The organism is Streptomyces sp. NPDC003943 (assembly GCF_053605265.1).
Genome location: NZ_JBSGIW010000111.1, coordinates 1 through 22,585, shown reverse-complemented (window position 1 = coordinate 22,585; position 22,585 = coordinate 1). Strand labels below are relative to the sequence as shown.

The following is a 22,585-nucleotide window of genomic DNA, read 5'->3' as shown; positions in this document are numbered from 1 at the left end:
ACCACTCGGCCATGGCCTCGTTGTGGGCGAGGACGTCCCATGTGTTGTCGGTGAGATAGGCGGGCTGGCTGGGCTGCAGGTCGAGCAGGCGGTGCAGCGGGGCGAGATCGATGCCGTCGAGGGACGACACGGCGGGGTAGGGCTCGCCGCCGGCGGCGTACAGGAAGAGGGTGGCGCGTTCGTCCGCGCACAGCCGCAGCGCGTCGGCCAGCGCGGTCAGCGTCCGGGAGTCCAGCTTGGGCAGGGCCCCGCGTTCGAGGTCCCGGTACCAGCGCTCGCTCATGCCGACCGCGGCGGCGACCTCCACCTGCGGGAGCGCCTTGCCGAGCCCCAGGGTGCGGCCCGCCCGGGCCCGCCACGCCCGCAGCAGCACCGCGAGCCCCACCTCGTCCTCCGGCCGCTGCTCCTGGCCGGTCCGGGCTGTGGAGTTGTCGCGCTGCATGTGGGGGCCTTTGTTCTGACTGCTTCCTTGTGCCGCGGCTCGACGCGGGAGCGGCCGGCATGGGGCTCCGCGCGACGGTGGCGCCCGCACGTTTCCGAAACGATCACCGACAGTCAGATCCCCGGTCAAAAGGATAACGCGGCGTCGCCGGGGCGCCCGAGGCCCGCGAGCGGTGCCGATGGGCGCGCCCGGGGACGGCAAGGCCGCGTTAGCGGTACGCAAGCCGGACGGCAAGGGCGGGCGGGAGAGTGGTCGTGGCGCCGACAGGGAGTGGCGCCGGCCGACCATTCAGTCATCGGGGGAGTACCACCATGCGTACGAAGCGCAAGAACACCGTCCTCGCCGTCGCGGCCGTCGCCGTGCTGTCGCTGGGCATGACCGCCTGTGGGGGCGGCGACGACAAGGGCCGGGACGAGGGCGCGGCCACGTCGGCCGGCTCGTCCGCCGCGGCGGGCGGGGAGAGCGGGCAGAGCACGACCGAGGCCGCGGGCGCGACGACCACCACCGGCGGCAGCGGCACCGGCGGCTCGACGACGGGCGGCTCGACGACGGGCGGCGGCAAGACCGCGACCAAGACCGGCGCCAAGACCGGCGCCAAGACGTCCGGCACCGCCCCGGCCTGCACCTACAAGGACGTGAAGATCACGGCCGCCAAGGCCGACGAGACGCCCACCGAGCACATCGTGCTCACCGCGACCAACACCTCCGGCCGCACCTGCCGCCTGTACGGCTACCCGCTGCTCGCCTTCGGCGAGATCCAGACCGCCAAGGACATCCCGGCCGTCGCCAAGAGCAAGCCGGCGAGCCCGGTGATCCTGGAGGCCGGCGCTCCGGCGTACGCCAACGTGCGCGTCGTGGACGGCGGCGTCCACGAGGACAACAAGGTCGTCACGTCCTTCAACGTGAACCTCTTCGCCGCCGACGCCCCCGCCGAGGGCAGCGTCGTCGTCAAGGCCCCGGCCGGCGGCCTGGCCGTCGACGAGGCCGCGGCGAAGACCGGCTACTGGACGCCGGAACTCCGCAACGGCGCCGACGAGTTCTGAGCCGGAGCGGGCGCTCCGGACGGGGGCGGTGCGCGCGGGGGCGCCGCTCCTGACGCGGGCCCTCCGGACGGGGACGGTGAAGGCTGGAGCGGTGCGCGCCGGGGCGGTGACGGCTGGGGCGCTCCGGACGGGGGCGGTGACGCCGTCAGGCGAGCCCGCCCCCGCTCGTGCCTCCGCCCGCGAGGCCCGTCTTCGTGCCCGCGCCGCACAGCGGGATGACCGTGCTGCCCGGGCGCTCCGGGGCCGCGCGGACCGCGGCCCAGCAGGCGGCGGCCGTGGGCTCGACGTACAACCCGCGGCGGGCGAGGTCGAGCTGGGCGGTGCGGACCTGGTCGTCGGTGACGGTACGGAAGGTGCCGCCGCTCGCCCGGACGGCACGCAGGATCTGGGCGGCGCGGGGCGGGTTGGGGATGGCGATGCCCTCGGCGAGGGTGGGGCGCGTCTCCGCCGGAGCGGACAGCTCGTCCTCACCCGCGTGGAAGGCCGCGGCGAGCGGCGCGACGGCCTCCGCCTGGACCGCGACGAGGACCGGGCGGCGGTCGACGAGGCCGTGCCCGTACAGCTCCTCGACGGCGAGGGCCGCGCCGAGCAGCAGGGTGCCGTTGCCGACGGGCAGTACGAGGGTGTCGGGGAGCCGGCCGCCGAGGTCCTCCCAGAGTTCGTAGACGTACGTCTTGGTGCCGTGCAGGAAGTGCGGGTTGTACGCGTGCGAGGCGTACAGCACGTCCGGCTCGTCCGCCGCCTCGCGCGCCGCCCGCGCCGTCGCCTCCCGGTCGCCCGCCACGACCACCACCCGGGCGCCGTGCGCGCGGATCTGCTCCAGCTTCTTCGGAGACGTCCCCTCGGGCACGTACACGGCGCAGTCGAGTCCGGCCCGGGCGCCGTACGCGGCGATCGCCGTGCCCGCGTTGCCGCTGCTGTCGGCGACCACCGTGCGCGGGCCGAGCCGGCGCGCCAGCTCGGCGAGCATCACCGCGCCGCGGTCCTTGAATGACGACGTCGGCATGAGGAAGTCGAGTTTGGCCGAAACCCGGTCGGTGAGGGGAACGACGGGCGTGCGGCCCTCGCCGAGGGTCACATGCGGGATCTCGGTGGCGAGCGGCAGCACCTCCTCGTAACGCCACAGTGAATTCACGCGTGACGCGAGTGACGTGAGGGAAACCGGCGCGCTGGTGAAGTCGAGGTCCCAGGGGCCGTGGCACTGCGGACAACGCCAGGTGAGGGCGGCCGCGGGGGCCCGGACGTGGCAGCGGGGGCATACGTAGGCCGTCATATGCGCCAGGATGTCAGCCCTGTGGCCGGCGCGTGTCATGACGCGAGGGACTCTTGTGCGATCCCCAAGGTTCGGTCAACCTTTCGGTCGGCACCCGGATATGACGACCCGTCCGATCCACGGATGGCTGCTTGTCATGTTCATGAAACACGCACGCCCGTGTACGCCCACGCACGCCCGGTGTCGTACCCCCACAGCAGCGCACCACCAATGAGGAGGACCCCTCACATGTCCGTGATGCGTGACTCGCGGCGCAGGCTCGCCGCGGCCGGCGCCATCGCCGTCGCAGCCCTCGCGCTCGGCTCCCTCTCCACCGCCCCGGCCACGGCCGCCGGGAGCGCCGCCGAAGGCGTGATCCTCAACGCCGGCGCCGAAGGGACCGTCGCCGACAGCTACATCGTGACCCTCCGCGACTCCGTCGCCCGCGCGGACTCGGCGCAGGGCCGGGCGGTCGCGACGAAGTTCGGCGCCAAGATCAGGCGGACCTACCACGCCGCGCTCAACGGCTACTCCGTCGAACTCTCCGAGGCGCAGGCCAAGCGGCTCGCCGCCGACCCGGCGGTGCGGTCCGTCAGCCAGAACCGCGTCTTCCACATCGACGGCACGCAGACCTCCCCGCCGTCCTGGGGCCTCGACCGGATCGACCAGAAGGCCCTGCCGCTGAACCAGAGCTACACCTACCCGGACAGCGCGGGCCAGGGCGTCACGGCGTACATCATCGACACCGGCGTCCGCATCACCCACACCGACTTCGGCGGCCGCGCCTCCTACGGCTACGACGCCATCGACAACGACAACACCGCCCAGGACGGCCACGGCCACGGCACGCACGTCGCCGGTACGGTCGCGGGCTCCTCGTACGGCGTCGCCAAGAAGGCGAAGATCGTCGGCGTCCGCGTCCTCGACAACTCCGGCTCCGGCACCACCGAGCAGGTCGTCGCCGGCATCGACTGGGTCACCCAGAACGCCGTCAAGCCGGCCGTCGCCAACATGAGCCTCGGCGGTGGCGTCGACAGCGTCCTCGACGACGCCGTGCGCCGCTCGATCGCCTCCGGCGTCACGTACGCGGTCGCCGCCGGCAACGAGACCGACAACGCCGCCAACCACTCCCCGGCCCGCGTCGCCGAGGCCATCACGGTCGGCGCGACGACGTCCAGCGATGCCAAGGCCAGCTACTCCAACTACGGCAGCGGCCTCGACCTCTTCGCCCCGGGCTCCTCCATCACCTCGTCCTGGGGCACCGGCGACACCGCCACCAACACCATCTCCGGTACGTCGATGGCCACCCCGCACGTCACCGGCGCCGCCGCCCTCTACCTGGCCGACCACCCGACGGCCACCCCGGCCGACGTATCCTCGGCCCTCACCACCGCCGCCACCCCGAACGTGGTGACCAGCCCCGGCACCGGCTCCCCGAACAAGCTCCTGTACGTCGGCGGCGGTACCACCCCGCCGCCCACCGGCCCGCGCTTCGAGAACACCGCGAACTACACGATCAACGACAACGCGACCGTCGAGTCCCCGGTCACCGTCAGCGGTGTCTCCGGCAACGCCCCGGCCACGCTCCAGGTGCCGGTGAACATCGTCCACACCTACATCGGTGACCTCCAGGTCCAGCTGATCGCTCCCGACGGCTCGGCGTACACGCTGAAGGCGTTCGGCTCCGGCGGCAGCGCGGACAACATCAACACCACCTACACCGTGAACGCCTCCTCCGAGGTCGCGAACGGCACGTGGAAGCTCCGGGTCACGGACAACGCGGCCTGGGACACCGGCTACATCGACTCCTGGGCGCTGCAGTTCTGACGCCTGAGGTGTGATGCGGGGCGGTCGCCGTTCTCACGGCGGCCGCCCTTTCCTCAGTCCTCGTCCTCCTCGTCCTCGAAGGCGTACGGGACCGGCTCGTGCACCCAGCCCGCCGTCAGGACCAGCCGCGAGGTGCGGTGGACGCAGAGGAAGCCGAAGGGGCGGTCGACGTCCAGGTCGATCGAGCGGACGACGTACGGGTAGCGGAGCACCGCGCACCCGCCGGCCGCGCCGAACGCCGTCACCGCCGCCGCCTCGAAGCCCTTCGCGGTGAACCGGGCCATCGCCGCCTGGCGGGCCTGCTGGACGTAGAGCGGCGGCTTGTCGGCGACACCCGGGAAGTGGCCGCGGGTGCCGTCCCGCGCGGTCGTCAGGCCGAACACCTCGTGCAGCGCGGTCAGATCGTGCTGGGCGGTGAGCGAGAAGGGCGAGGTGGAGACCGAGAGGCACGGGTCCGGCCGGGTGCTGCGTACGTTGCGTATGTTCAGGCCCGGGCCCGCCTCGCCCAGCGGCAGCAGGGCGCCGGGCACGGCCCGGAAGGTGCCGGCCAGGACGTCGAGCCCGGCCCGCAGCACCGCGCCTGGGGCCGCCTCCTCCGGGCCGAGCAGCAGGTGCACGTCGACGCCGGTGTCGCCGAGGACCTTCAGCACCGTCAGCGGGCCCGTGGCCGTCTCGGCCACGCCGACCCGGTCGAGGAGCGCCGTCCTGCGGTGCAGCCCGGCCAGTTCGCGCCCGGCCCACGGACCGTACTCGGGAAACAAGCCGCCCTCCCGGAAGGGCCGCAGCCAGTTCGTCCGTACGGCCTGCGCGGCGGCCAGGACCAGTTCCGTGTCCTCGTCGACGGTGACCGGCATCGCCGGGATCAGGCCGCCGGTGCGCTCCGCCGCCCACGCGTCCAGGAGCGCCTGGTCGGCCTCGTCGCCCGCGCCGAGCCGGCCGAGCGTCGCGTCCGGCAGGCCCGCGGCCCAGTCCGCGCGCAGCGCCACCCGCGGGCGGGTCCACAGGCCGATCGCCGAGCCGACGCCGCGCATCCGGCCGAGTCCCGCGAGCAGTTCGCGCGCCGCCCGCGCCGCCGGGCCGGCCGGCATGCCGAGGGCGTCCTCGAGTTCGCCGCGGGCAGGGCCGTCGGCGCCGTCCGCCAGGAAGGCGAGCAGCGGCCAGACTCCGGTCGCGGACAGCACGGTGTCCTGGCCGCCGGAGGGCAGGGCGTCGGCCCAGCGCGCCGTCAGCCGGTTGACCGCACGTACCGTCGAGACCCGCATACCGCCCCCGTCCCCGGACCACGTACGATGCGCGCGCCCGTTCGATTCTCTGAATCGGTGCCGAGAACCCGTGCCGATTCTCCGAATCCGTGCCGAATCCCGCCCCAAACAGGAGCACCGTACTCGTGGATCCCTCCCAGTCGCCCCAGGATTTCCCGGCCCCGCAGCAGCCTCCGCAGCCGCCGCGCCAGGAATGGCCTGCGCCTGGTCAGGGACCCGGTCAGGGGGCCGGGCAGGGGCCTGAACAGGGGGCCGGGCAGGGATTCGGTCAGGGGGCAGGGCAGGGGTTCGGTCCGGGGCCGGTGCCGGGACCGTACGCCGCCCCGGGCCCGTACGCCTCGCCGCTGCCCGGACCGTACGGCCCCGGGGGCGTGCCCGGCGGTCCCGGCGGCCTTGGCCCGTACGGGGCGCCGCGGCCCGGCACCAACGGGCTCGCGGTCGCGTCGCTCGTCTCCGGCATCGTGTGCTGCCTGCCGCCGCTCGGCCTCGTCTTCGGCCTGATCGCGCTGCCGCAGATCAAGAAGAAGCAGCAGAAGGGCAAGGGCCTGGCCGTCGCCGGCATCGTGCTCTCCTCCGTCGCCTGCCTCCTGATGGCCCTCGGCATCGCGAGCGGCGGTTTCGCCGACGCCTGGCGGGACTTCAAGAAGGGCATGGACGAGGCCGCCGCCCAGCAGTCGCCGTTCGACCTGCAGAAGGGCGACTGTTTCAAGGTCGACGGCAAGCTGGAGGCGTACACGACCGACGTGAAGACCGTCGCCTGCACCAAGCCGCACGAGGGCGAGGTCACCGGCGGCTTCAAGGTCACGGGCTTCACCAAGTGGCCCGGCGAGGACGCGATCGACAAGATCGCCGAGAGCCGCTGCGAGCGGATCAACAACGCGTACGCGATGGACACCTGGGCCGTCCCCGAGGCGGCGGTGACCTACTACTACCTGCCCAGCAAGCAGAGTTGGCGGATCGGCGACCGCACGGTGACGTGCGCGCTCGCCACCGAGGAGGAGCCCTTCACCACCTCCCTGCGCAGCGACGCCAGCACGCTCGACCCGCACCAGCTGCACTTCCTCAAGACCATGAACCCGGTCGACGACGCCGTCTTCGACGAGCCGGAGGAGGACGCGGACGACGACCTGGAGGCCAACAAGGCGTGGGCGCAGAAGGTGCACCAGGCCGTCACCACGGCCGGTGACGGCCTGCGCGGCCACGCCTGGCCGGCCGAGTCCGCCAAGCCCGTCGGACAGCTGGCGGACAAGCTGGACGCGGCCGCGCGCAAGTGGCAGAAGCTCGCGACGGCGAAGGACGCGGACGCCTTCTGGGAGGTCTACGACGAGGCGTACGACGCGCTCTCGACGGACCTGGACAAGGACTCCCGCTCGGCGCTCGGCCTCACGCCCGTCCCGCAGGGCAGCGACAGCAGCGACGGCGGCGACAGTGGCAGTGACGGCGGCTCCGGCAGTGACGGTGGCTCCGGCAGTGACGGCGACAGTGGCAGCAAGAAGGTCTGAGCGAGAGCCAACGGCGAGGATTCCGACGGGCGTTCGGTGGCTATACCTGCGGTAAGGGCTCACGTAAAGGCAAATCATCACTTCGGGTGAAACTCTGGCCCATGCTTGCGGGTGTGCACCCTCGGTTGCGACGCTGTAGCTCACAGTCAAGCTGAGGGGAGTGTCCTGTGACGTTCGGTGAGCAGCCGGCCTATCTGCGTGTGGCGAGCGACCTTCGCGAGAAGATCGCCAACGGCTCGCTTCCCCCGCACACCCGTCTCCCCTCGCAGGCGCGCATCCGCGAGGAGTACGGGGTGTCGGACACCGTCGCACTGGAGGCGCGCAAGGTCCTCATGGCCGAGGGTCTGGTCGAGGGGCGCTCCGGTTCCGGGACGTACGTGCGCGAGCGGCCCGTGCCGCGCCGGATCGCCCGCTCCGGCTACCGGCCGGCGTCCGGGGCCAGCCCCTTCCGGCAGGAGCAGGCCGCCGAAGGGGCGCGCGGCGCCTGGGAGTCGAGCAGCGAGCAGGAGGCGGCCGGCGCGGAGGTCGCCGACCGGCTCGGCATCCCGGCGGGGGAGCGGGTGATGCGCACGCGGTACGTGTACCGGGAGGGCGGCGAGCCGATGATGCTCTCCACCTCCTGGGAGCCGCTCGCCGTCACCGGCCGCACGCCGGTGATGCTGCCGGAGGAGGGACCGCTGGGCGGTTGCGGGGTCGTCGAGCGGATGGCCGCGATCGACGTCGTCGTGGACAACGTCGTGGAGGAGGTCACCGCCCGGCCCGGGCTCGCGGAGGAGCTGCTGACGCTCGGCGGCGTGCCCGGGCACGTGGTGATGGTGATCGAGCGGACCTTCTACGCCTCGGGGCGCGCGGTCGAGACCGCGGACGTCGTCATCCCCGCCGACCGCTACAAGATCGCGTACCACCTGCCGGTGCGCTGACATCCCCCGTTTGCTGCGATTTGGGTCGGTGTTCGGCCGTCTCGCCGCTTGTTACTGGCCAGATACATACCTCTTCGTGAAAACCCGTATCCACTGTGTAAAGGTCGGGCGTAAGCTCGGGCATATGCGCATTGCGATTTCCGGGAGATCGTTAGACACGGTCGGACCGGCGGAGGGGGAAGTCCGATGAGTCCGATGAGCGACAACGCCGACCTGGCCTGGCTGGTCATGAGGCAGGACGACAACGGCAACCGCTACCGCGTCGGCCGGTACGCGACCGAGGACGAGGCCCAGCGGATCGCCGACAGCCTCGACGACCGCGGGCACAAGCAGATCTACTGGGTCGAGCGCATCGGTCAGCCCGCGCTCTGACCTGTCGGGCCCGGGCCGGTGCCGCGTTACGCTCCGGCCCATGACGACTGATCACCGCACCGACCCCGTCGTGGTCGTCGCCGGGGCCCTCTACGACCAGGGCCGGCTGCTCGCCGCGCGCCGCAGCGCGCCGGTCGAGCTGGCCGGCCGCTGGGAGCTCCCCGGCGGCAAGCTGGAGCCGGGAGAGAGTCCGGAGGAGGCCCTGGTCCGGGAATTGCGCGAGGAGCTCGGCGTCGAGACCGAGACCGGCGCGCGCATCCCCGGCGAGTGGCCGCTGAAGCCCGGCTACGTCCTGTGGGTCTGGACCGTCCGCCTCCGTGCCGGCGAGCCGCGGCCCGAGCCCCTCGAGGACCACGACGAGCTGCGCTGGCTGGCCCGCCACGAGCTCGACTCCGTCGACTGGATCGACGCCGACCGCCCCGCCGTGGCCGAGGCCGCCCGCCTGCTGCCCGCGACGCCCGAGGCTCCCATTCGGCCTGCCGAGTCCTAGGCTCCCGGGTCGCCCACCGAGTCCGAGGCTCCCGCCCGGCCTGCCGGGTCCTAGGTCCCCGCCCGGCCTGCCGGGTCCTAGGCCCCCGCGTCGCCCGCCGAGTCCGAGGTCCCCGGGCACCGCTCCGCGCCCGGTGACGGCGCCCGCGGCTGACCCGTACGCCGTTCGTGCCACCGTGCGCCGATGGGCTCAACCGGCGCGATATCCCACTCCGAATATCGGGTATGTCGTGATTAACCCCCCGAAATAGGACGTGGGCCCCGTGATCGACACCGAAGGCGACCGCGCCGAGTGGCACTTCCCGGCGGAGGCCAACGCCGTGCGCACGGCCCGTCACGCGGTACGGGACACCCTGCGGGCCTGGCAGCTCGACGCGGTGATCGGGGACGTCACCGTCCTCCTGGTCAGCGAGCTGGTCACGAACTCGCTGCGGTACGCCTCCGGGCCCATCGGCGTCCGCCTGGTGCTCCGCGGGCCGGCCGGAGACGGTGTCGGGCGCGACCCCGCGCTCCTCGTGGAGGTCTCCGATCCGCTTCCGGACAAGCCCACCGAGCGCCCCGCCGGGCCTGACGACGAAGGCGGCCGCGGGCTCCAGCTCGTGGCCTGTTCCGCGCGCCGCTGGGGCACCCGCACGGGCAGGACGGGGAAAACCGTGTGGTTCGAGCTCGCCCTCCCTGGTGAGTAAACAGGGTGGGACGACGATCAGCGGGCCTCGGCCGGAAACGAACGAGACCACCCTGTGATCGTGAACGTCGTGCCGACCAGGGCCTTGGTGCTGAATACTGCGCACATGGCCGGTCCGGTGCGGTGAGCTGGAGGGGACGGTCGCGTGAGCGAGATACCTGAGACGGCGAGCGGTGTCGTGTGGCAGAGCAGCCCGCCCGGGTCGATCTATGACTTCATCCGGGTCGCCTCCTTCTCGATCGGTCCCGACGGGCTGGTCGACCAGTGGAGCAGGCGCGCCGTCGAACTCTTCGGGGTGACCGCCGAGGAGGCCAGGGGCAAGGATCCGGTCGACGCCTTCATGCCGCCCGACCTGCGCGAGCGGGGCCATCGCAAGGTCCGCGAGATCCTCGACGGCAAGGAGTGGACGGGTCTCGTCCCGTTCCGGATGCCGGGTGAGCAGGGCGGGCGGGGCGACGGCAGACCCCACGGCATCGCCGAGATGTACGTGATGCCGAGCGAGACCCAGAGCGGCGAACGGGCCGCGCTGTGCATCGTCGTCGACGTCCGCGCGCTGCGCCGCATCGAGACCGACCTCGCCGCCTCGCAGGCCATTTTCGGTCAATCCCCGTTCGGTTTCCTCCTCTTCGGCACCGACCTCACCGTGAAGCGCGCCAACCGGCGCTTCGCCACCGTCTTCGGCGGCTCCGCCGACGACCACCGCGGCCGGACCGTGGACGACTACCTGCCCCGTCCCGAGGCCGAGCGGCTGAACACCGCGCTCCGCAAGGTCCTGGACACCGGCGAGTCCGTCACCGACCTGGAGATCGTCGGAGCCGCGCCCGGCGCCAAGGACCGCCGCCACTGGTCCATCAACCTCTACCGGGTGCACAGCGGCACCGGCCGCCCCATCGGCGTCGCCGGCCTCGGCATCGACGTCACCCGCCGCTACAACGCGGCCCGCGAGGCCGCCAGCGCCCGCCGCAACCTCGCCCTGCTCAACGAGGCCGGCGCGCGCATAGGGAACACCCTCGACCTGGAGGCCACCGCCCGGGCACTCCTCGACGTCGCCGTCCCCGGCTTCTGCGACCTCGCCGCCGTCGACCTCTACCAGGGGCTGCTCACCGGTGACGAGGCCCCGCCGGGCCGCTGGGGCAGCTCGCACGACGTCGGGTACGGAGCGGGCAGCGCCGAGGTCCGCCGGGTGGCCGTCGCGAGCGCGATCGCCGACGCCCCCGCCGTACGCGTCGGCAAGCCGCGCACGGAGCCGCGCACGGAGCCGCGCACGGAGCAGCGCACCGAACCGCGCGCGGGAGAACCGCAGTCCACCAGCGCGGGAGCGGGCGCGGGCACCGGCCGGGCCGTCGACTCGGCGACCGGCTCGGGCGTCGGCGCGGGTACCGGCCGGGCCGTCGACTCGGCCACCGGCTCGGGCGTCGCTTCGGGCGTCGGTACGGGTACCGGCCGGGCCGTCGACCCGGCGACCGGCTCGGGCGCGGCCGCCGCGCCGCTGCTCGGTGACGTGTGCTGCGACACCGGCCCCGTCGAGGTCGGCTCCGTGCACCGCTTCGCCTTCAACTCGCCCTGCGCCGGCGCCCTGCGCACCGGCCGGGTCCACACCGTGCCGGGGCCTGAGGGCAGCCTCGTCCAGTCCACCCTGGTCGTGCCGATGGTCGCCCACGACACCGTCGTGGGACTCGTCCAGTTCTCCCGCGCCAAGGGCAGCGAACCCTTCGGCGAACGCGACCGCGCCCTCGCCGTCGAACTCGCCGCCCGCGCCGCCGTCTGCATCGACAACGCCCGCCTCTACCGGCGCGAGCACGAGCGGGCCCTCATCCTCCAGCGCAGCCTGCTGCCGCCCGGCGACCCCGAGGCCGCCGGACTCGACATCGCCTGCCGCTATCTCCCCGGCACCGTCGGCTCCGAGGTCGGCGGCGACTGGTTCGACGTCATCGAACTCCCCGGCCACCGCACCGCCCTGGTCATCGGCGACGTGATGGGCCGCGGCCTGCGCGCCGCCGTCGCCATGGGCGAACTGCGCACCGCCGTCCGCACCCTGGCCCAGCTCGACCTCGAACCCGCCGAAGTCCTCTCCCACCTCGACGAGATCGCCCGCGGCCTCGGCGCCCCGGTCGGCGCCCAGCAGTCCGCCCGCGCGCACCACAAGGCACGCGGCCCGGAACTCTCCGAGGTGTACCTCGCCACCTGCGTCTACGCGGTCTACGACCCGGTCACCCGGCGATGTACGTTCGCCAACGCGGGCCATCTCCCGCCCGTGCTCGTCGAACCCGGCCAGGAGGCGCGGCTCCTCGACGTACCGCCCGGGATGCCGCTCGGCGTCGGCGGCGAGCCCTTCGAGGAGGTCACCGTCGAACTCCCCGAGGGCGCGCTGCTCGCGCTCTACACCGACGGGCTCGTCGAGTCCCGCGACCATCCGCTGGACGAGGGCCTGAGCGCCTTCCGCAACGCCCTCGCCAAGCCCAACCGGCCCCTCGAGGACGTCTGCGACCACGTCCTGACCACCCTCGACACCCGGCACGGCGAGGACGACATCGCCCTGCTCATGGCGCGGATCCAGGGCCTGCCCAGCGAGGCCGTGGGCGACTGGCAGCTGCCCCGCGAGCCGCGTTCGGTCGGCCGCGCCCGCGAACTGGCCCGCGCCCAGCTCATCGCCTGGGAGCTCGAACCGCTCGTCGACACCGTCGAACTGCTCGTCAGCGAGCTCGTCACCAACGCCCTGCGCTACGGCGAGGGCGAGATCCGGCTGCGGCTGCTGCGCGACCGCACCCTGGTCTGCGAGGTGTGGGATTCGGGCCTGGTCCAGCCCCGGCGGCGCCGGGCCAAGGACACCGACGAGGGCGGCCGTGGACTGCAGCTGGTCGGTCTGCTCAGCGCGGCCTGGGGCTCGCGGCGCACTCCGCGGGGCAAGACGGTGTGGTTCGAACTGGCGCTGCCGGACGGGGACGGGGCCGGCGAACCGACGGTCGACCAGCTGCTCAGCATGTTCTGAGCGGCGTGCGGCGTGCGGCGGGCGGCGTCAGAGGCGGCCGCGCGTCGCCGGGCCGCCGAAGGCGGCGGGACCGGCGTCGAGGACGATGCCGCCGAGCACCGCGCCGCCGAGCCCGTCGGCTCCGGAGCCCGGGGCGTCGTCGGCCGCGCCGCCGAGGCCGTCGGGGTTGCCGTACCGGCGTACGTCCTGTTCGGCGAGGTCCTGGGCGCGGCGGGCGAGGGCGTCGGCTCGCTGGGCCTCGGCGAGGGCGGACGCCGGGTCGTCGTCGGTGCGGGCGACGGCCTCGTCCAGGCGGCGCCGGGCCTCGGCCAGGCGGGTGCGGGCCTCGGCGCCGACCGCGCCGCGGTGGGTGGTGACGTAGGTGTCGGCGGCGCCGGTCGCGGACCGGGCGGTCAGCAGGGCCCGGTCCAGGAGCGCGCGGGCGCGCCGGGCGCCCGCCAGGGCCTGGTCGAGCGCGGTGTCGGCCTCCTCGGCCCGGCGCAGCGCGTCGAGCGGGTCGTAGCGTCCGGAGTCCATGGCGTCCCGGACGCCCATGAGCACGGACTCGGCCCGGCCGATCCGGCTCCGCAGCTCCGTGACCCGAGGGTCCGCGGGCGGCAGGTCCCTGGACGGCACGTCCTCCCCGGTGTAGGGGAGCAGCAGCCCACGGGCGTCGGCGGCCGGCTCCCCGGTGCCAGGCACCCGCCCCGGGGCCTCGGCGAGGTCGGCGCCGGTGTCGGCGGGCGGCTTCCCGGTGTCCGTGAGCGGCCTGCGAGCGTCGCCGAGACTGGCGCCGCCGTCCGTGGCCCGGCGTCCGGTGCCGGTGGCCGGTTTCCCGGTGTCGGGCGCCCTTCCCCGGGCGTCGGCGAGGTCGGCACGGGCGTCCGTGGCCTGGCCCCTGGTGTCGGCCGCCCGTCCCCGGGCGTCGGCGAGGTGGGCGCGGGCGTGCGTGGTCCGGCCTCCGGTGTCGGTGGGTGGCTTGCCGCCGTGCGTGGTCCGGCCTCCGGTGTCGGTGGGTGGCTTGCCGCCGTGCGTGGTCCGGCCCTCGGTGCCGGTGGGCCGCTCGCCGCCGTGCCTGGCCCGGCCTCCGGTGCCGGTGGGCCGCTCGCCGATGCGCGAGACCGGGCCTCGGGCATCGGATGGCGGCCCGCCGGCGTCCGTGAGCGGCCCGCCGGCGTCCGTTGGGGACGGCTCGCCGCTGTCGGGGAGCAGTGCGCGGGCCTCGGCGAGGTCGGTCTCGGTGTCGGTGAGTGCCGCGGTCAGCTTGCCGACCGCCTCGGCGAGCTCCTGGGCGCGCCGGTCGACCGCCCGGGTGAGCCGGGTGGACTGGTCGACGGCGCTCTCGGCGGCCCGGATCCGCGCGGCTGCGGCGGAGTGGTCGCCCTGGTCGAGGTCCTGGTGGGCCCGGTCGACGTGGGCGGCGGCGAACGCCAGCCGGTCCTTGGCCTGTTCGACGTTGCCGGAGACCGGGGCTGCCGCCGACTCGGCGTACCGCTCGCGCATCGCCGTCAGGGCCGCCTCCGCCGTGGTGACCGCGCCGGTCTGCTCGCGGAGCAGGATCTCGACGGCGGCCAGCGCCTCGGGCGCGGTGCGTTCGAGGGCGCGCAGCCGGTCGAAGGCGGCGGCCTCGGAGTCGAGCCGGGCGTCCGCGTCGGCGCACCGCTGAAGGATCTCCTCCAGCATGGCCCGCCGGGTCGCGTCGTCCTCGGGCTCGGCGTCGTCGAGCTGCTGCCGCAGCCGGAACGCGGCCGTGAGCTCGTCCCGCGCGTGCGCCACGGCCTCGGTGAACGGTTTCGCCGGCCCGTCGCCGGACCGGGCCGTCGCGAAGCCCAGCTCCGCCTCGCTGGTCCGTACGGCGTCGTCCGTGGCGAGGAGCGCCTGCCGCGTCCGCCGGTCGAGCGCGATCAGGGGCGTCGCCGGCGGCCCGTGCGGCGTCCCCCAGCCGGCGCCGCCGGCCGCGGCCCCGCCCCAGCGCCCGCCGCCGGGCGTGGTCCGCGTCGCGGTCCTGCGCCGCCGCCGGACGTACGCGTACCCGGCGAACACGGCCGCGCCGGCGAGGACGGCCACCGGCAGGATCAGATACGTGCCGCTTGTGGCGTCCGGAACGGCGCCCTCGGCGGCCAGGTGCGCGGACGGACGCGCGGCCAGGCCGGCGGCGTGGGCGCCGTGCGTACCCGGCACGACCAGCCACCACGCCGCCACGAGGACCGACAGCAGCGCCCGGGTGGCTCTTCGCGTCACAGAAGGGAGGCTATGTCCGGGATTGCGGCCCCGCGACCGGGCCGGGTTGGGGTGGCGGCCGGAGCGTGCGGAAACCGTTTCTCCGCATGTGGTTGTCCACATGCGGTTGTCCACAGGGATGTGACTGTCGGTGACCGTCGCTACGGTGGTCGCAGTGAGTGATCGGTGAGCGGCGACGCGACGAGTCTCGGGGGCCCGGTTGAACGACGATCGAGGGAACGGTCGATGGAAGCGCGTGTGGCGACGGGGACGCTGGTTCGCCCTCGGACTCGTCCTCCTGCTCGTCGTGCCGGTGCTGGCAGCGGGCACGGCGCTGCGGATGAACTACGCCGGCGACCCGCGCGAAGGCACGAAGTCCCGCGGCAAGGATGCCATCTGGCTCGGCCACGCCTGGGTCGACGGCCGGAAGAAGGACGTCGACCTGGCCGCGTTCGCCACGCGGATCAAGGGGACGGGCATACGCGACCTGTATGTGCACGCCGGTCCCCTCGAACATGACGGCACCCTGCCGCCGAGCCGCTACCCCCGGGCCCGGCGGCTGATCGACGCCGTGCACCGCACGATGCCGGGCATACGGGTGCACGCCTGGCTGGGCGACATCGTCGCCAGCGAGGGGCCGGTCGGGCTGCGCCTGGAGGACGCCGGCTCGCGGGCCGCCGTGGTCGGCTCGGCTCGGCAGGTGCTCGACGCGGGCTTCGACGGGGTCCACTTCGACCTGGAGCCGCTGCACTCCGGCGACCGGCACTACCTGTCGCTGCTCGACGGCCTGGGCGAGCTGACCCGGGCCCGCAGGGCGACGCTGTCGGTCGCCGCCCACCAGATAGACCCGCTGCCGGCCGCGCACTCCGTCCTCGGCCGTGTCGGCGACGGCAGCGAGAAGTGGTGGTCGCAGGCATTCTTCGGCCAGGTCGCCCGGCGCGTCGACCAGATCGCGGTGATGTCGTACGACACCTGGATGCCGCTGGAGGGTTTGTACGGCGGCTACGTCGCCCAGCAGACCGCACTCGCCCTGGAGGTGACCCCCGAGCGGACCGACCTGCTCATCGGACTGCCCTTCTTCCACGAGGACGACCTCGGCCACCACGAGTCGGCCGAGACCGTCACCGCCGCCGTCAGGGGCGCCCGACTGGGCCTCGGACGCACGGATCCGGACCGCGAGCGCTTCGGCCTTGCGCTGTACGTGGACTTCGCGGCGCGGGAGGGCGACTGGACGGCCTACCGGGAGGGCTGGGGGCCCGCGCGCTAGGGCTGCTCCGGAGCCGGCCCGGAGCCGGGGACGTCGGCTGCCCCCGGCCCGGGCGCGGCCGGTCGGTCAGTAGGAACAGCCGCTGGTGGGGAGGGTGCTCGGCGCAGGAGGCGTCACGCCGTCGTACAGAGCGAGGAGCAGCGGCTGCGGGCAGTGCTTCACCCCGCCGATCCGGATCTCGAAGTGGAGGTGCGGTCCACTAGTCGCGTTACGTGGGCATGCCAAATTGACCGACGGGTCGCACAGAACGCGACGCGTGCCCCCCCTTGACCTGCGCCCGGGTCAGGCGTCCCCGGGCGCGGCTCGGTCCCGGCTCATGCCTTCCGCCGCCGGATCTTGTTCCCCAGCCACACCACCGGGTCGTACTTGCGGTCCACCACCCGCTCCTTCATCGGGATCAGCGCGTTGTCGGTGATGCGGATGTCCTCCGGGCACACCTCGGTGCAGCACTTGGTGATGTTGCAGTAGCCGAGGCCGTGCTCGTCCTGGGCGGTGCGGCGGCGGTCGAGGCCGGAGTCGGCCGCCGCGTCGAGGGGGTGCATGTCGAGTTCGGCGATGCGCATGAGGAAGCGGGGGCCGGCGAAGACGGCCTTGTTCTCCTCGTGGTCGCGGACCACGTGGCAGGTGTTCTGGCAGAGGAAGCACTCGATGCACTTGCGGAACTCCTGCGAGCGGTCGACGTCCTCCTGCCGCATCCGGTACTCGCCGGGCGCGAGGCCGGCGGGCGGGACGAAGGCCGGGATCTCGCGGGCCTTCGTGTAGTTGAAGGACACGTCGGTGACCAGGTCGCGGATGACCGGGAAGGCGCGCATCGGGGTGATGGTGACGGTCTCGTCGCGGGCGAAGACCGACATGCGGGTCATGCACAGCAGCCGGGGACGCCCGTTGATCTCGGCCGAGCAGGAGCCGCACTTGCCGGCCTTGCAGTTCCAGCGGACGGCCAGGTCGGGGGCCTGGGTGGCCTGGAGGCGATGGACGATGTCGAGGACGACCTCGCCGTCGTGGACCTCGACCGCGTAGTCGGTCAGGCCGCCGCCGTCGGCGTCGCCCCGCCAGATCCGGAACCGTGCCTCGTACGTACTCATGACTCCAGCTCCTCCTCGGCGAGGTACTTGGCCAGCTCCTCCTTCTCGAAGAGCGCGAGCAGGTCCGCGCGGATCGGCTCCGTGCGCACCCGCTCCAGGCCGATCCCGTCCTCGGCGGCCTTGCACAGCAGGTTCACCGGGCGCCAGGCGCGGTCCATCGACGGGTGGTCCTCGCGGGTGTGGCCGCCGCGGGACTCGGTGCGTTCCAGGGCGGCGCGGGCCACGCACTCGCTCACCAGGAGCATGTTGCGCAGGTCGAGGGCGAGGTGCCAGCCGGGGTTGAACTGGCGGTGGCCCTCGACGGCGACCCGGCCCGTCCGCTCGCGCAGCGCGGCGATGCGTTCCAGGGCCTCGGCCATCTCGCCCTCCCGCCGGATGATGCCGACGAGGTCGTTCATCGTCTGCTGGAGCTCCTGGTGGAGGGCGTACGGGTTCTCGGCGGCGTCACCGAAGGCGCCGCCGTCGAACGGGGCGAGCGCCTCCGTGCGCGCCGCGGCCACCCCGTCCTCGCCCGCGTCCACCGCTCCCGCCGCCGCCGCGTACTCCGCCGCGTGCAGTCCGGCCCGGCGCCCGAAGACCAGGAGGTCGGACAGCGAGTTCCCGCCCAGCCGGTTCGAGCCGTGCATGCCGCCGGCGACCTCGCCCGCCGCGAAGAGCCCGGGGACGCCGACCGCGGCCGCCGTCTCCGAGTCGACGGCGACGCCGCCCATCACGTAGTGGCAGGTCGGCCCGACCTCCATCGGCTCGGCCGTGATGTCGACGTCCGCCAGTTCCTTGAACTGGTGGTACATCGACGGCAGCCGGCGCCGGATCACCTCCGCCGGCATCCGCGTCGACACGTCGAGGAACACCCCGCCGTGCGGGGAGCCGCGCCCCGCCTTGACCTCGGCGTTGATCGCCCGGGCCACCTCGTCGCGCGGCAGCAGCTCGGGCGGGCGCCGGTTGTGGTCCGGGTCCTCGTACCAGCGGTCGCCCTCGTCCTCCGACTGCGCGTACTTCTCCTTGAAGACGTCGGGGACGTAGTCGAACATGAACCGCTTGCCCTCGGAGTTGCGCAGCACCCCGCCGTCGCCGCGCACCGACTCGGTGACCAGGATCCCCTTCACCGACGGCGGCCAGACCATCCCGGTCGGATGGAACTGCACGAACTCCATGTTCACCAGCGGCGCCCCGGCGAGCAGCGCGAGGGCGTGCCCGTCGCCCGTGTACTCCCAGGAGTTGGACGTCACCTTGAACGACTTGCCGATGCCGCCGGTCGCGAGGACGACCGCGGGCGCTTCGAGCACGAAGAAGCGCCCGGACTCACGCTCGTAGCAGAAGACCCCCGCGACCCGCCCCGCTGCGTCCTGGAGGATGCGGGTGACCGTGCACTCCTGGAAGACCTTCAGGCCGCTCTCGTAGTCGCCGGTCGCCCGGTGGTCCTCCTGCTGGAGCGAGACGATCTTCTGCTGGAGGGTGCGGATCAGCTCCAGGCCGGTGCGGTCGCCGACGTGCGCGAGCCGCGGGTACTCGTGGCCGCCGAAGTTGCGCTGCGAGATCCGCCCGTCCGGCGTGCGGTCGAAGAGCGCGCCCCAGGTCTCCAGCTCCCACACCCGCTCGGGCGCCTCCTGGGCGTGCAGCTCGGCCATCCGCCACTGGTTGAGGAACTTGCCGCCGCGCATGGTGTCGCGGAAGTGGGTCTGCCAGGTGTCGTGCGGGTTGGCGTTGGCCATGGACGCGGCGATGCCGCCCTCGGCCATCACCGTGTGCGCCTTGCCGAAGAGGGACTTGCAGATGACGGCGGTACGGGCACCCCGGCGCCGTGCCTCGATCGCCGCGCGCAGCCCGGCGCCGCCGGCGCCGACCACGATCACGTCCCACCGCTGCCGTTCCACAGAAGTCATGTCAGAAGAACCTCGGGTCGTCGAACGCGCCGGTGGCGAGCAGGTACACGTACAGGTCGCAGACCGCGACGCTGATCAGGGAGGACCAGGCGAGCAGCATGTGCCGGTGGTTCAGCCGGCCCACCCAGGTCCACAGCCGGTAGCGGACGGGATGCTTCGAGAAGTGCCGCAGCCGGCCGCCGATGACGTGCCGGCAGGAGTGGCAGGAGAGCGTGTACGCCCAGATCAGCACGATGTTGACGAGGAAGACGAGCGTCCCGAGCCCGGCGTGGCCCCAGGCGTAGTGCTCGTCCCGGAAGGTCAGCACGGTGTCGTAGGTGAGGACGCCGGCGACCGGCAGCGCCAGGTAGAAGAAGTAGCGGTGGACGTTCTGCAGGATCAGCGGCAAGCGGGTCTCGCCGCTGTACGCGCGGTGCGGTTCGGCGACCGCGCAGGCCGGGGGAGAGGCCCAGAAGCCCCGGTAGTACGCCTTCCGGTAGTAGTAGCAGGTCAGCCGGAAGCCGAGCGGGAAGATCAGGATCAGCAGGGCGGGGGAGAGGCCCCACCAGCTGCCGAAGAGCGCCCAGTTGGGCCCGCCGCGCATCGGGACGCAGTTGTCCGCGAGGCACGGCGAATAGAACGGCGAGACGTAGGGCGCGTGGTAGTAGTGCGCGTTCGCGAAGGCCCGCCAGGTCGAGTAGGCGACGAAGGCGAGGAGTCCGGCGGCGGTGGCGGCCGGTGCCAGCCACCAGCGGTCGGTGCGCAGATGGCGAGCGGCGAGGGAGGCGCGCCCCGGGGAGCGCACCCCCGTCGCCGTTCCGGTTCCTGGGGGTTCGGTACCTGTGGCCAACAGGGCCTCCTGGGGTCCGGCCGGTCGGTGACCTACTGCTACGGCGCGTGGCGGTCGGGGGCGCCCAGGCCCTCGTCGTCGGTGCCGGTCCACTTCTCGAAGTCGTACGGGGCGTCAGGGATCGTCACCATGCTCTCGGCGCGGCCCCCGGACGGTGGCCGGGGCGCGCCCCGTTCCGTCCCGACGCGGTGTTCCAGCTCCTCGACCGTGCGCTCCAGGTCCTGCAGACGGCGCTTGACGGCCGCCAGGTCGTCCTGAACGGACATGGTTGCCCTCACTTCCGCGAGCGACTTCCGCCAGGGCGGGACTCACGCGAGTGTCGCGCGTCACATCCCGCTTGTGAAGCCGTGTGCACGTGATTCCACTCGTCCGGAGCGCCCCGGCGGTCGGGCGATTGAGCCGCACGAGTGGGGTTGGCCGGCCGTGCCGCCGTGTCGCCGTCACCGGATCCGCTCCGTCCTTTTCAGTGTATGAGCAATAGGTGTGATCATCTCCAAATGGCATGAAACAGGACGAAGGGGTACAAGTCATGGCCCAGGTCGGCGCCCCTCGCGGGAGGACGAGCTTCCGCAGCCCCCGATCCCGCACGCTCCGCTCCGTCGCCACGCTCGGCAGCGCGGTGCTCGCCCTCGCCGTGCTGGCCGGATGCAGCTCCGGCGACAGCGGCGACGAGCCGCCGGCCGCCGCCCAGGACGACGCCCCGGCGACCCGCGACAAGGTCGCCGACGGAGGAACCCTGCGCTGGGCCGTCGACGCGCTGCCCACCACGCTCAACGCCTTCCAGGCCGACGCCGACGGCGCCACCGCCCGTGTCGCCGGCGCCGTGCTGCCCGCCCTGCACACCCTCGACGAGCGCGGCCGGCCCCGGCTCAACCCGGACTACCTGGAGTCCGCGCAGGTCATCGAGACCGAGCCCAAGCAGGTCGTGCTCTACAAGCTCAACCAGCAGGCGGTGTGGAGCAACGGACGCGAGATCGGCGCCCCCGACTTCGTCGCCCAGTGGCGGGCACTCAGCGGCCGCGACTCCGCCTACTGGACCGCCCGCAACGCCGGCTACGAGCGGATCGAGAAGATCGAGCGGGGCAAGGACGACCTGGAGGTCCGGGTCACCTTCGGCAAGCCCTACGCCGACTGGCGCGCCCTCTTCTCCCCGCTCTACCCCAAGGAGGTGACGGGCTCCCCGACCACCTTCAACGACGGCGCCCGCACCGCCCTCGCCGCCACCGCAGGACCGTTCCTGCTGAAGGGCATCGACCGCACGGCCGGCGCCATCACCCTCGTCCGCAACCCGCGCTGGTGGGGCCAGACCGCCAAGCTCGACTCCCTCGTCCTGGCCGCCGTGCCGCGCGCCGACCGGGCCACCGCGCTCGCCGCCGACAAGCTCGACCTCGCCGACATCGACCGGTCCGCCGCCGAGCGGATCGCGCTCGCCGTACGGGACGCCCGGGCCGGCCGCAGCGGTGCGCAGGCCCTCACCCACGGGCCCGGCTCCGCGATCACGCCCGCCGCCGCCCTGAAGTCCTGGGCGCTCGCCAACGGCTCCGACGAGGAGAAGGCCGCCGAGGTGCGGGCCGCCCGGGAGAAGAACCAGCAGGCCATCGCGCGGTACGCGGCGGAGCAGGGCGGCCTCGCGAAGTTCGTGGTCCGCAAGTCCCTGGAGCCCGCCTACACCCAGCTCTCCCTCAACGGGGAGTCCGGTCCGCTCGCCGACGAGCGGGTGCGCCGCGCGGTCGCCCGCGCGATCAACCGGCAGGAGCTGGCCGACACCGTCCTCAAGCCGCTCGGCCTGCCGGCCAAGCCCCCGGGCAGCCACCTGGCCCTGCTCGGCCAGCCCGCCTACGCCGACAGCAGCGACGCGCTCGGCGAGCAGGACACCAAGGAGGCGCGGGCACTGCTCGCCGACGCCGGCTGGGTGCCGGGCGGCGCGCTGAAGAAGCCGGCCGCCGGTACGAAGGCGGGCAGCGAGGCCGTCACGAAGGGCGCCAAGGGAGCCACGGCCGAGGGGAAGAAGGCCGAGGAGAAGAAGGCGGACGACAAGAAGGCGGACGACAAGAAGGGGAACGACAACCCCTCCGACGAGGGCCTCTACATCGTCGGTGACGACAAGCCCGGCGACCGCCGGGCCGCCGCCCCGCAGCTCGGCGCCACCGGCCCCGAGAACGGCACCAACATCCTGGCCCCGGCCCCGTCCGCCGCCGTCCAGAGCGCCGCCCTGCTCCGCCAGGCCGAGGCCCTCGACACCGGCGTCGGCTCCCAGGGCAAGACCGAGGGCAAGACCGAGGGCAAGACCGAGGGCAAGCCGCAGGGCAGGACCGAGGCCCAGTCCCAGGTCGAGGCGCACCCGGCCAAGCCGGTCGCCGGCGCCTACGCCCCGCGCGGCAGCGCCGCACCGGCCGCCCCCGCCGCCGTGGACGCCGCCGCGCAGGCGCTCGGCAAGGACGGCAAGCCGCTCAGCCTGCGCTTCGTGCTGCCGTCCGGGCCCGGCTCGGAGGCGCTGCGGGCGGTCGGCGACCGGATCGTGCGGATGCTGGACGCCGTG

At 73.5% G+C, this 22,585-nt stretch carries 18 protein-coding genes; 10 read left to right on the top strand and 8 right to left on the bottom strand.

Going from position 1 to position 22,585, the window contains the following annotated elements; all coding sequences use genetic code 11:
* The coding region (locus ACWEV0_RS31870; RefSeq protein ID WP_453153178.1) for a helix-turn-helix domain-containing protein at positions 1–442 on the bottom strand (442 nt) is incomplete at its 3' end.
* Between the two features lie 311 nt (positions 443–753).
* Here ACWEV0_RS31870 and ACWEV0_RS31865 point away from each other — a divergent pair.
* The gene (locus ACWEV0_RS31865) at positions 754–1,485 is read left to right on the top strand and encodes a DUF4232 domain-containing protein (protein ID WP_453153177.1); all 732 of its coding nucleotides are present in this window, start codon (positions 754–756) and stop codon (positions 1,483–1,485) included.
* Between the two features lie 145 nt (positions 1,486–1,630).
* On the opposite strand, the gene ACWEV0_RS31860 is transcribed toward ACWEV0_RS31865, so the two are convergent.
* Positions 1,631–2,758, bottom strand: coding sequence for a pyridoxal-phosphate dependent enzyme (locus ACWEV0_RS31860; protein WP_453153175.1), 1,128 nt, complete (start codon positions 2,756–2,758; stop codon positions 1,631–1,633).
* Positions 2,759–2,986: 228 nt separating this feature from the next.
* Between ACWEV0_RS31860 and ACWEV0_RS31855 the strand changes: the two genes are divergently transcribed.
* Positions 2,987–4,564, top strand: a complete 1,578-nt coding sequence (locus ACWEV0_RS31855) for a S8 family peptidase (RefSeq protein WP_453153174.1) — start codon at positions 2,987–2,989, stop codon at positions 4,562–4,564.
* A 53-nt stretch (positions 4,565–4,617) separates the two neighbouring features.
* Here ACWEV0_RS31855 and ACWEV0_RS31850 read toward each other — a convergent pair whose 3' ends face one another.
* Entirely contained in the window at positions 4,618–5,826 is a 1,209-nt protein-coding gene (locus ACWEV0_RS31850; protein WP_453153173.1) for a serpin family protein, read from the bottom strand.
* A gap of 302 nt (positions 5,827–6,128) precedes the next feature.
* Between ACWEV0_RS31850 and ACWEV0_RS31845 the strand changes: the two genes are divergently transcribed.
* From ACWEV0_RS31845 to ACWEV0_RS31820, 6 genes are all read left to right on the top strand, one after another.
* Entirely contained in the window at positions 6,129–7,328 is a 1,200-nt protein-coding gene (locus ACWEV0_RS31845; RefSeq protein ID WP_453153172.1) for a DUF4190 domain-containing protein, read from the top strand.
* Between the two features lie 167 nt (positions 7,329–7,495).
* Positions 7,496–8,248, top strand: coding sequence for a GntR family transcriptional regulator (locus tag ACWEV0_RS31840; RefSeq protein ID WP_453153170.1), 753 nt, complete (start codon positions 7,496–7,498; stop codon positions 8,246–8,248).
* 195 nt (positions 8,249–8,443) lie between these two features.
* Positions 8,444–8,620 carry an SPOR domain-containing protein gene (locus ACWEV0_RS31835; protein ID WP_451609277.1) on the top strand — a complete coding sequence of 59 codons (177 nt, stop codon included), beginning with the start codon at positions 8,444–8,446 and terminating at the stop codon, positions 8,618–8,620.
* 40 nt (positions 8,621–8,660) lie between these two features.
* Positions 8,661–9,110 (top strand): (deoxy)nucleoside triphosphate pyrophosphohydrolase, encoded by a 450-nt coding sequence (locus tag ACWEV0_RS31830; protein WP_453153169.1) that lies wholly within the window; start codon positions 8,661–8,663, stop codon positions 9,108–9,110.
* Between the two features lie 262 nt (positions 9,111–9,372).
* Complete coding sequence (locus ACWEV0_RS31825; protein WP_453153168.1) at positions 9,373–9,795, top strand: ATP-binding protein; 423 nt, start codon at positions 9,373–9,375, stop codon at positions 9,793–9,795.
* 144 nt (positions 9,796–9,939) lie between these two features.
* Positions 9,940–12,783 (top strand): SpoIIE family protein phosphatase, encoded by a 2,844-nt coding sequence (locus tag ACWEV0_RS31820; RefSeq protein ID WP_453153167.1) that lies wholly within the window; start codon positions 9,940–9,942, stop codon positions 12,781–12,783.
* A 27-nt stretch (positions 12,784–12,810) separates the two neighbouring features.
* Here ACWEV0_RS31820 and ACWEV0_RS31815 read toward each other — a convergent pair whose 3' ends face one another.
* Positions 12,811–15,003: a hypothetical protein gene (locus tag ACWEV0_RS31815; protein ID WP_453153165.1), complete on the bottom strand. Its 2,193-nt coding sequence runs from the start codon at positions 15,001–15,003 to the stop codon at positions 12,811–12,813.
* A gap of 199 nt (positions 15,004–15,202) precedes the next feature.
* Here ACWEV0_RS31815 and ACWEV0_RS31810 point away from each other — a divergent pair, with 199 nt between their 5' ends.
* Positions 15,203–16,249, top strand: a complete 1,047-nt coding sequence (locus tag ACWEV0_RS31810; protein ID WP_453153164.1) for a hypothetical protein — start codon at positions 15,203–15,205, stop codon at positions 16,247–16,249.
* A gap of 314 nt (positions 16,250–16,563) precedes the next feature.
* Here ACWEV0_RS31810 and ACWEV0_RS31805 read toward each other — a convergent pair whose 3' ends face one another.
* The 4 genes from ACWEV0_RS31805 to ACWEV0_RS31790 are packed head-to-tail and all read right to left on the bottom strand — an operon-like array spanning position 16,564 to position 20,312.
* Positions 16,564–17,334 (bottom strand): succinate dehydrogenase/fumarate reductase iron-sulfur subunit, encoded by a 771-nt coding sequence (locus ACWEV0_RS31805; protein WP_453153162.1) that lies wholly within the window; start codon positions 17,332–17,334, stop codon positions 16,564–16,566.
* On the bottom strand, positions 17,331–19,217 hold the full coding sequence (locus tag ACWEV0_RS31800) for a fumarate reductase/succinate dehydrogenase flavoprotein subunit (RefSeq protein WP_453153161.1): 1,887 nt from the start codon (positions 19,215–19,217) through the stop codon (positions 17,331–17,333). Before ACWEV0_RS31800 ends, ACWEV0_RS31805 begins: the two co-directional genes overlap by 4 nt.
* Position 19,218: 1 nt before the next feature.
* On the bottom strand, positions 19,219–20,046 hold the full coding sequence (locus ACWEV0_RS31795) for a hypothetical protein (protein ID WP_453153159.1): 828 nt from the start codon (positions 20,044–20,046) through the stop codon (positions 19,219–19,221).
* A 38-nt stretch (positions 20,047–20,084) separates the two neighbouring features.
* Positions 20,085–20,312: a hypothetical protein gene (locus ACWEV0_RS31790; RefSeq protein ID WP_453153157.1), complete on the bottom strand. Its 228-nt coding sequence runs from the start codon at positions 20,310–20,312 to the stop codon at positions 20,085–20,087.
* Between the two features lie 263 nt (positions 20,313–20,575).
* Here ACWEV0_RS31790 and ACWEV0_RS31785 point away from each other — a divergent pair.
* On the top strand, positions 20,576–22,585 hold a 2,010-nt coding region (locus ACWEV0_RS31785), incomplete at its 3' end, for an ABC transporter substrate-binding protein (RefSeq protein ID WP_453153156.1).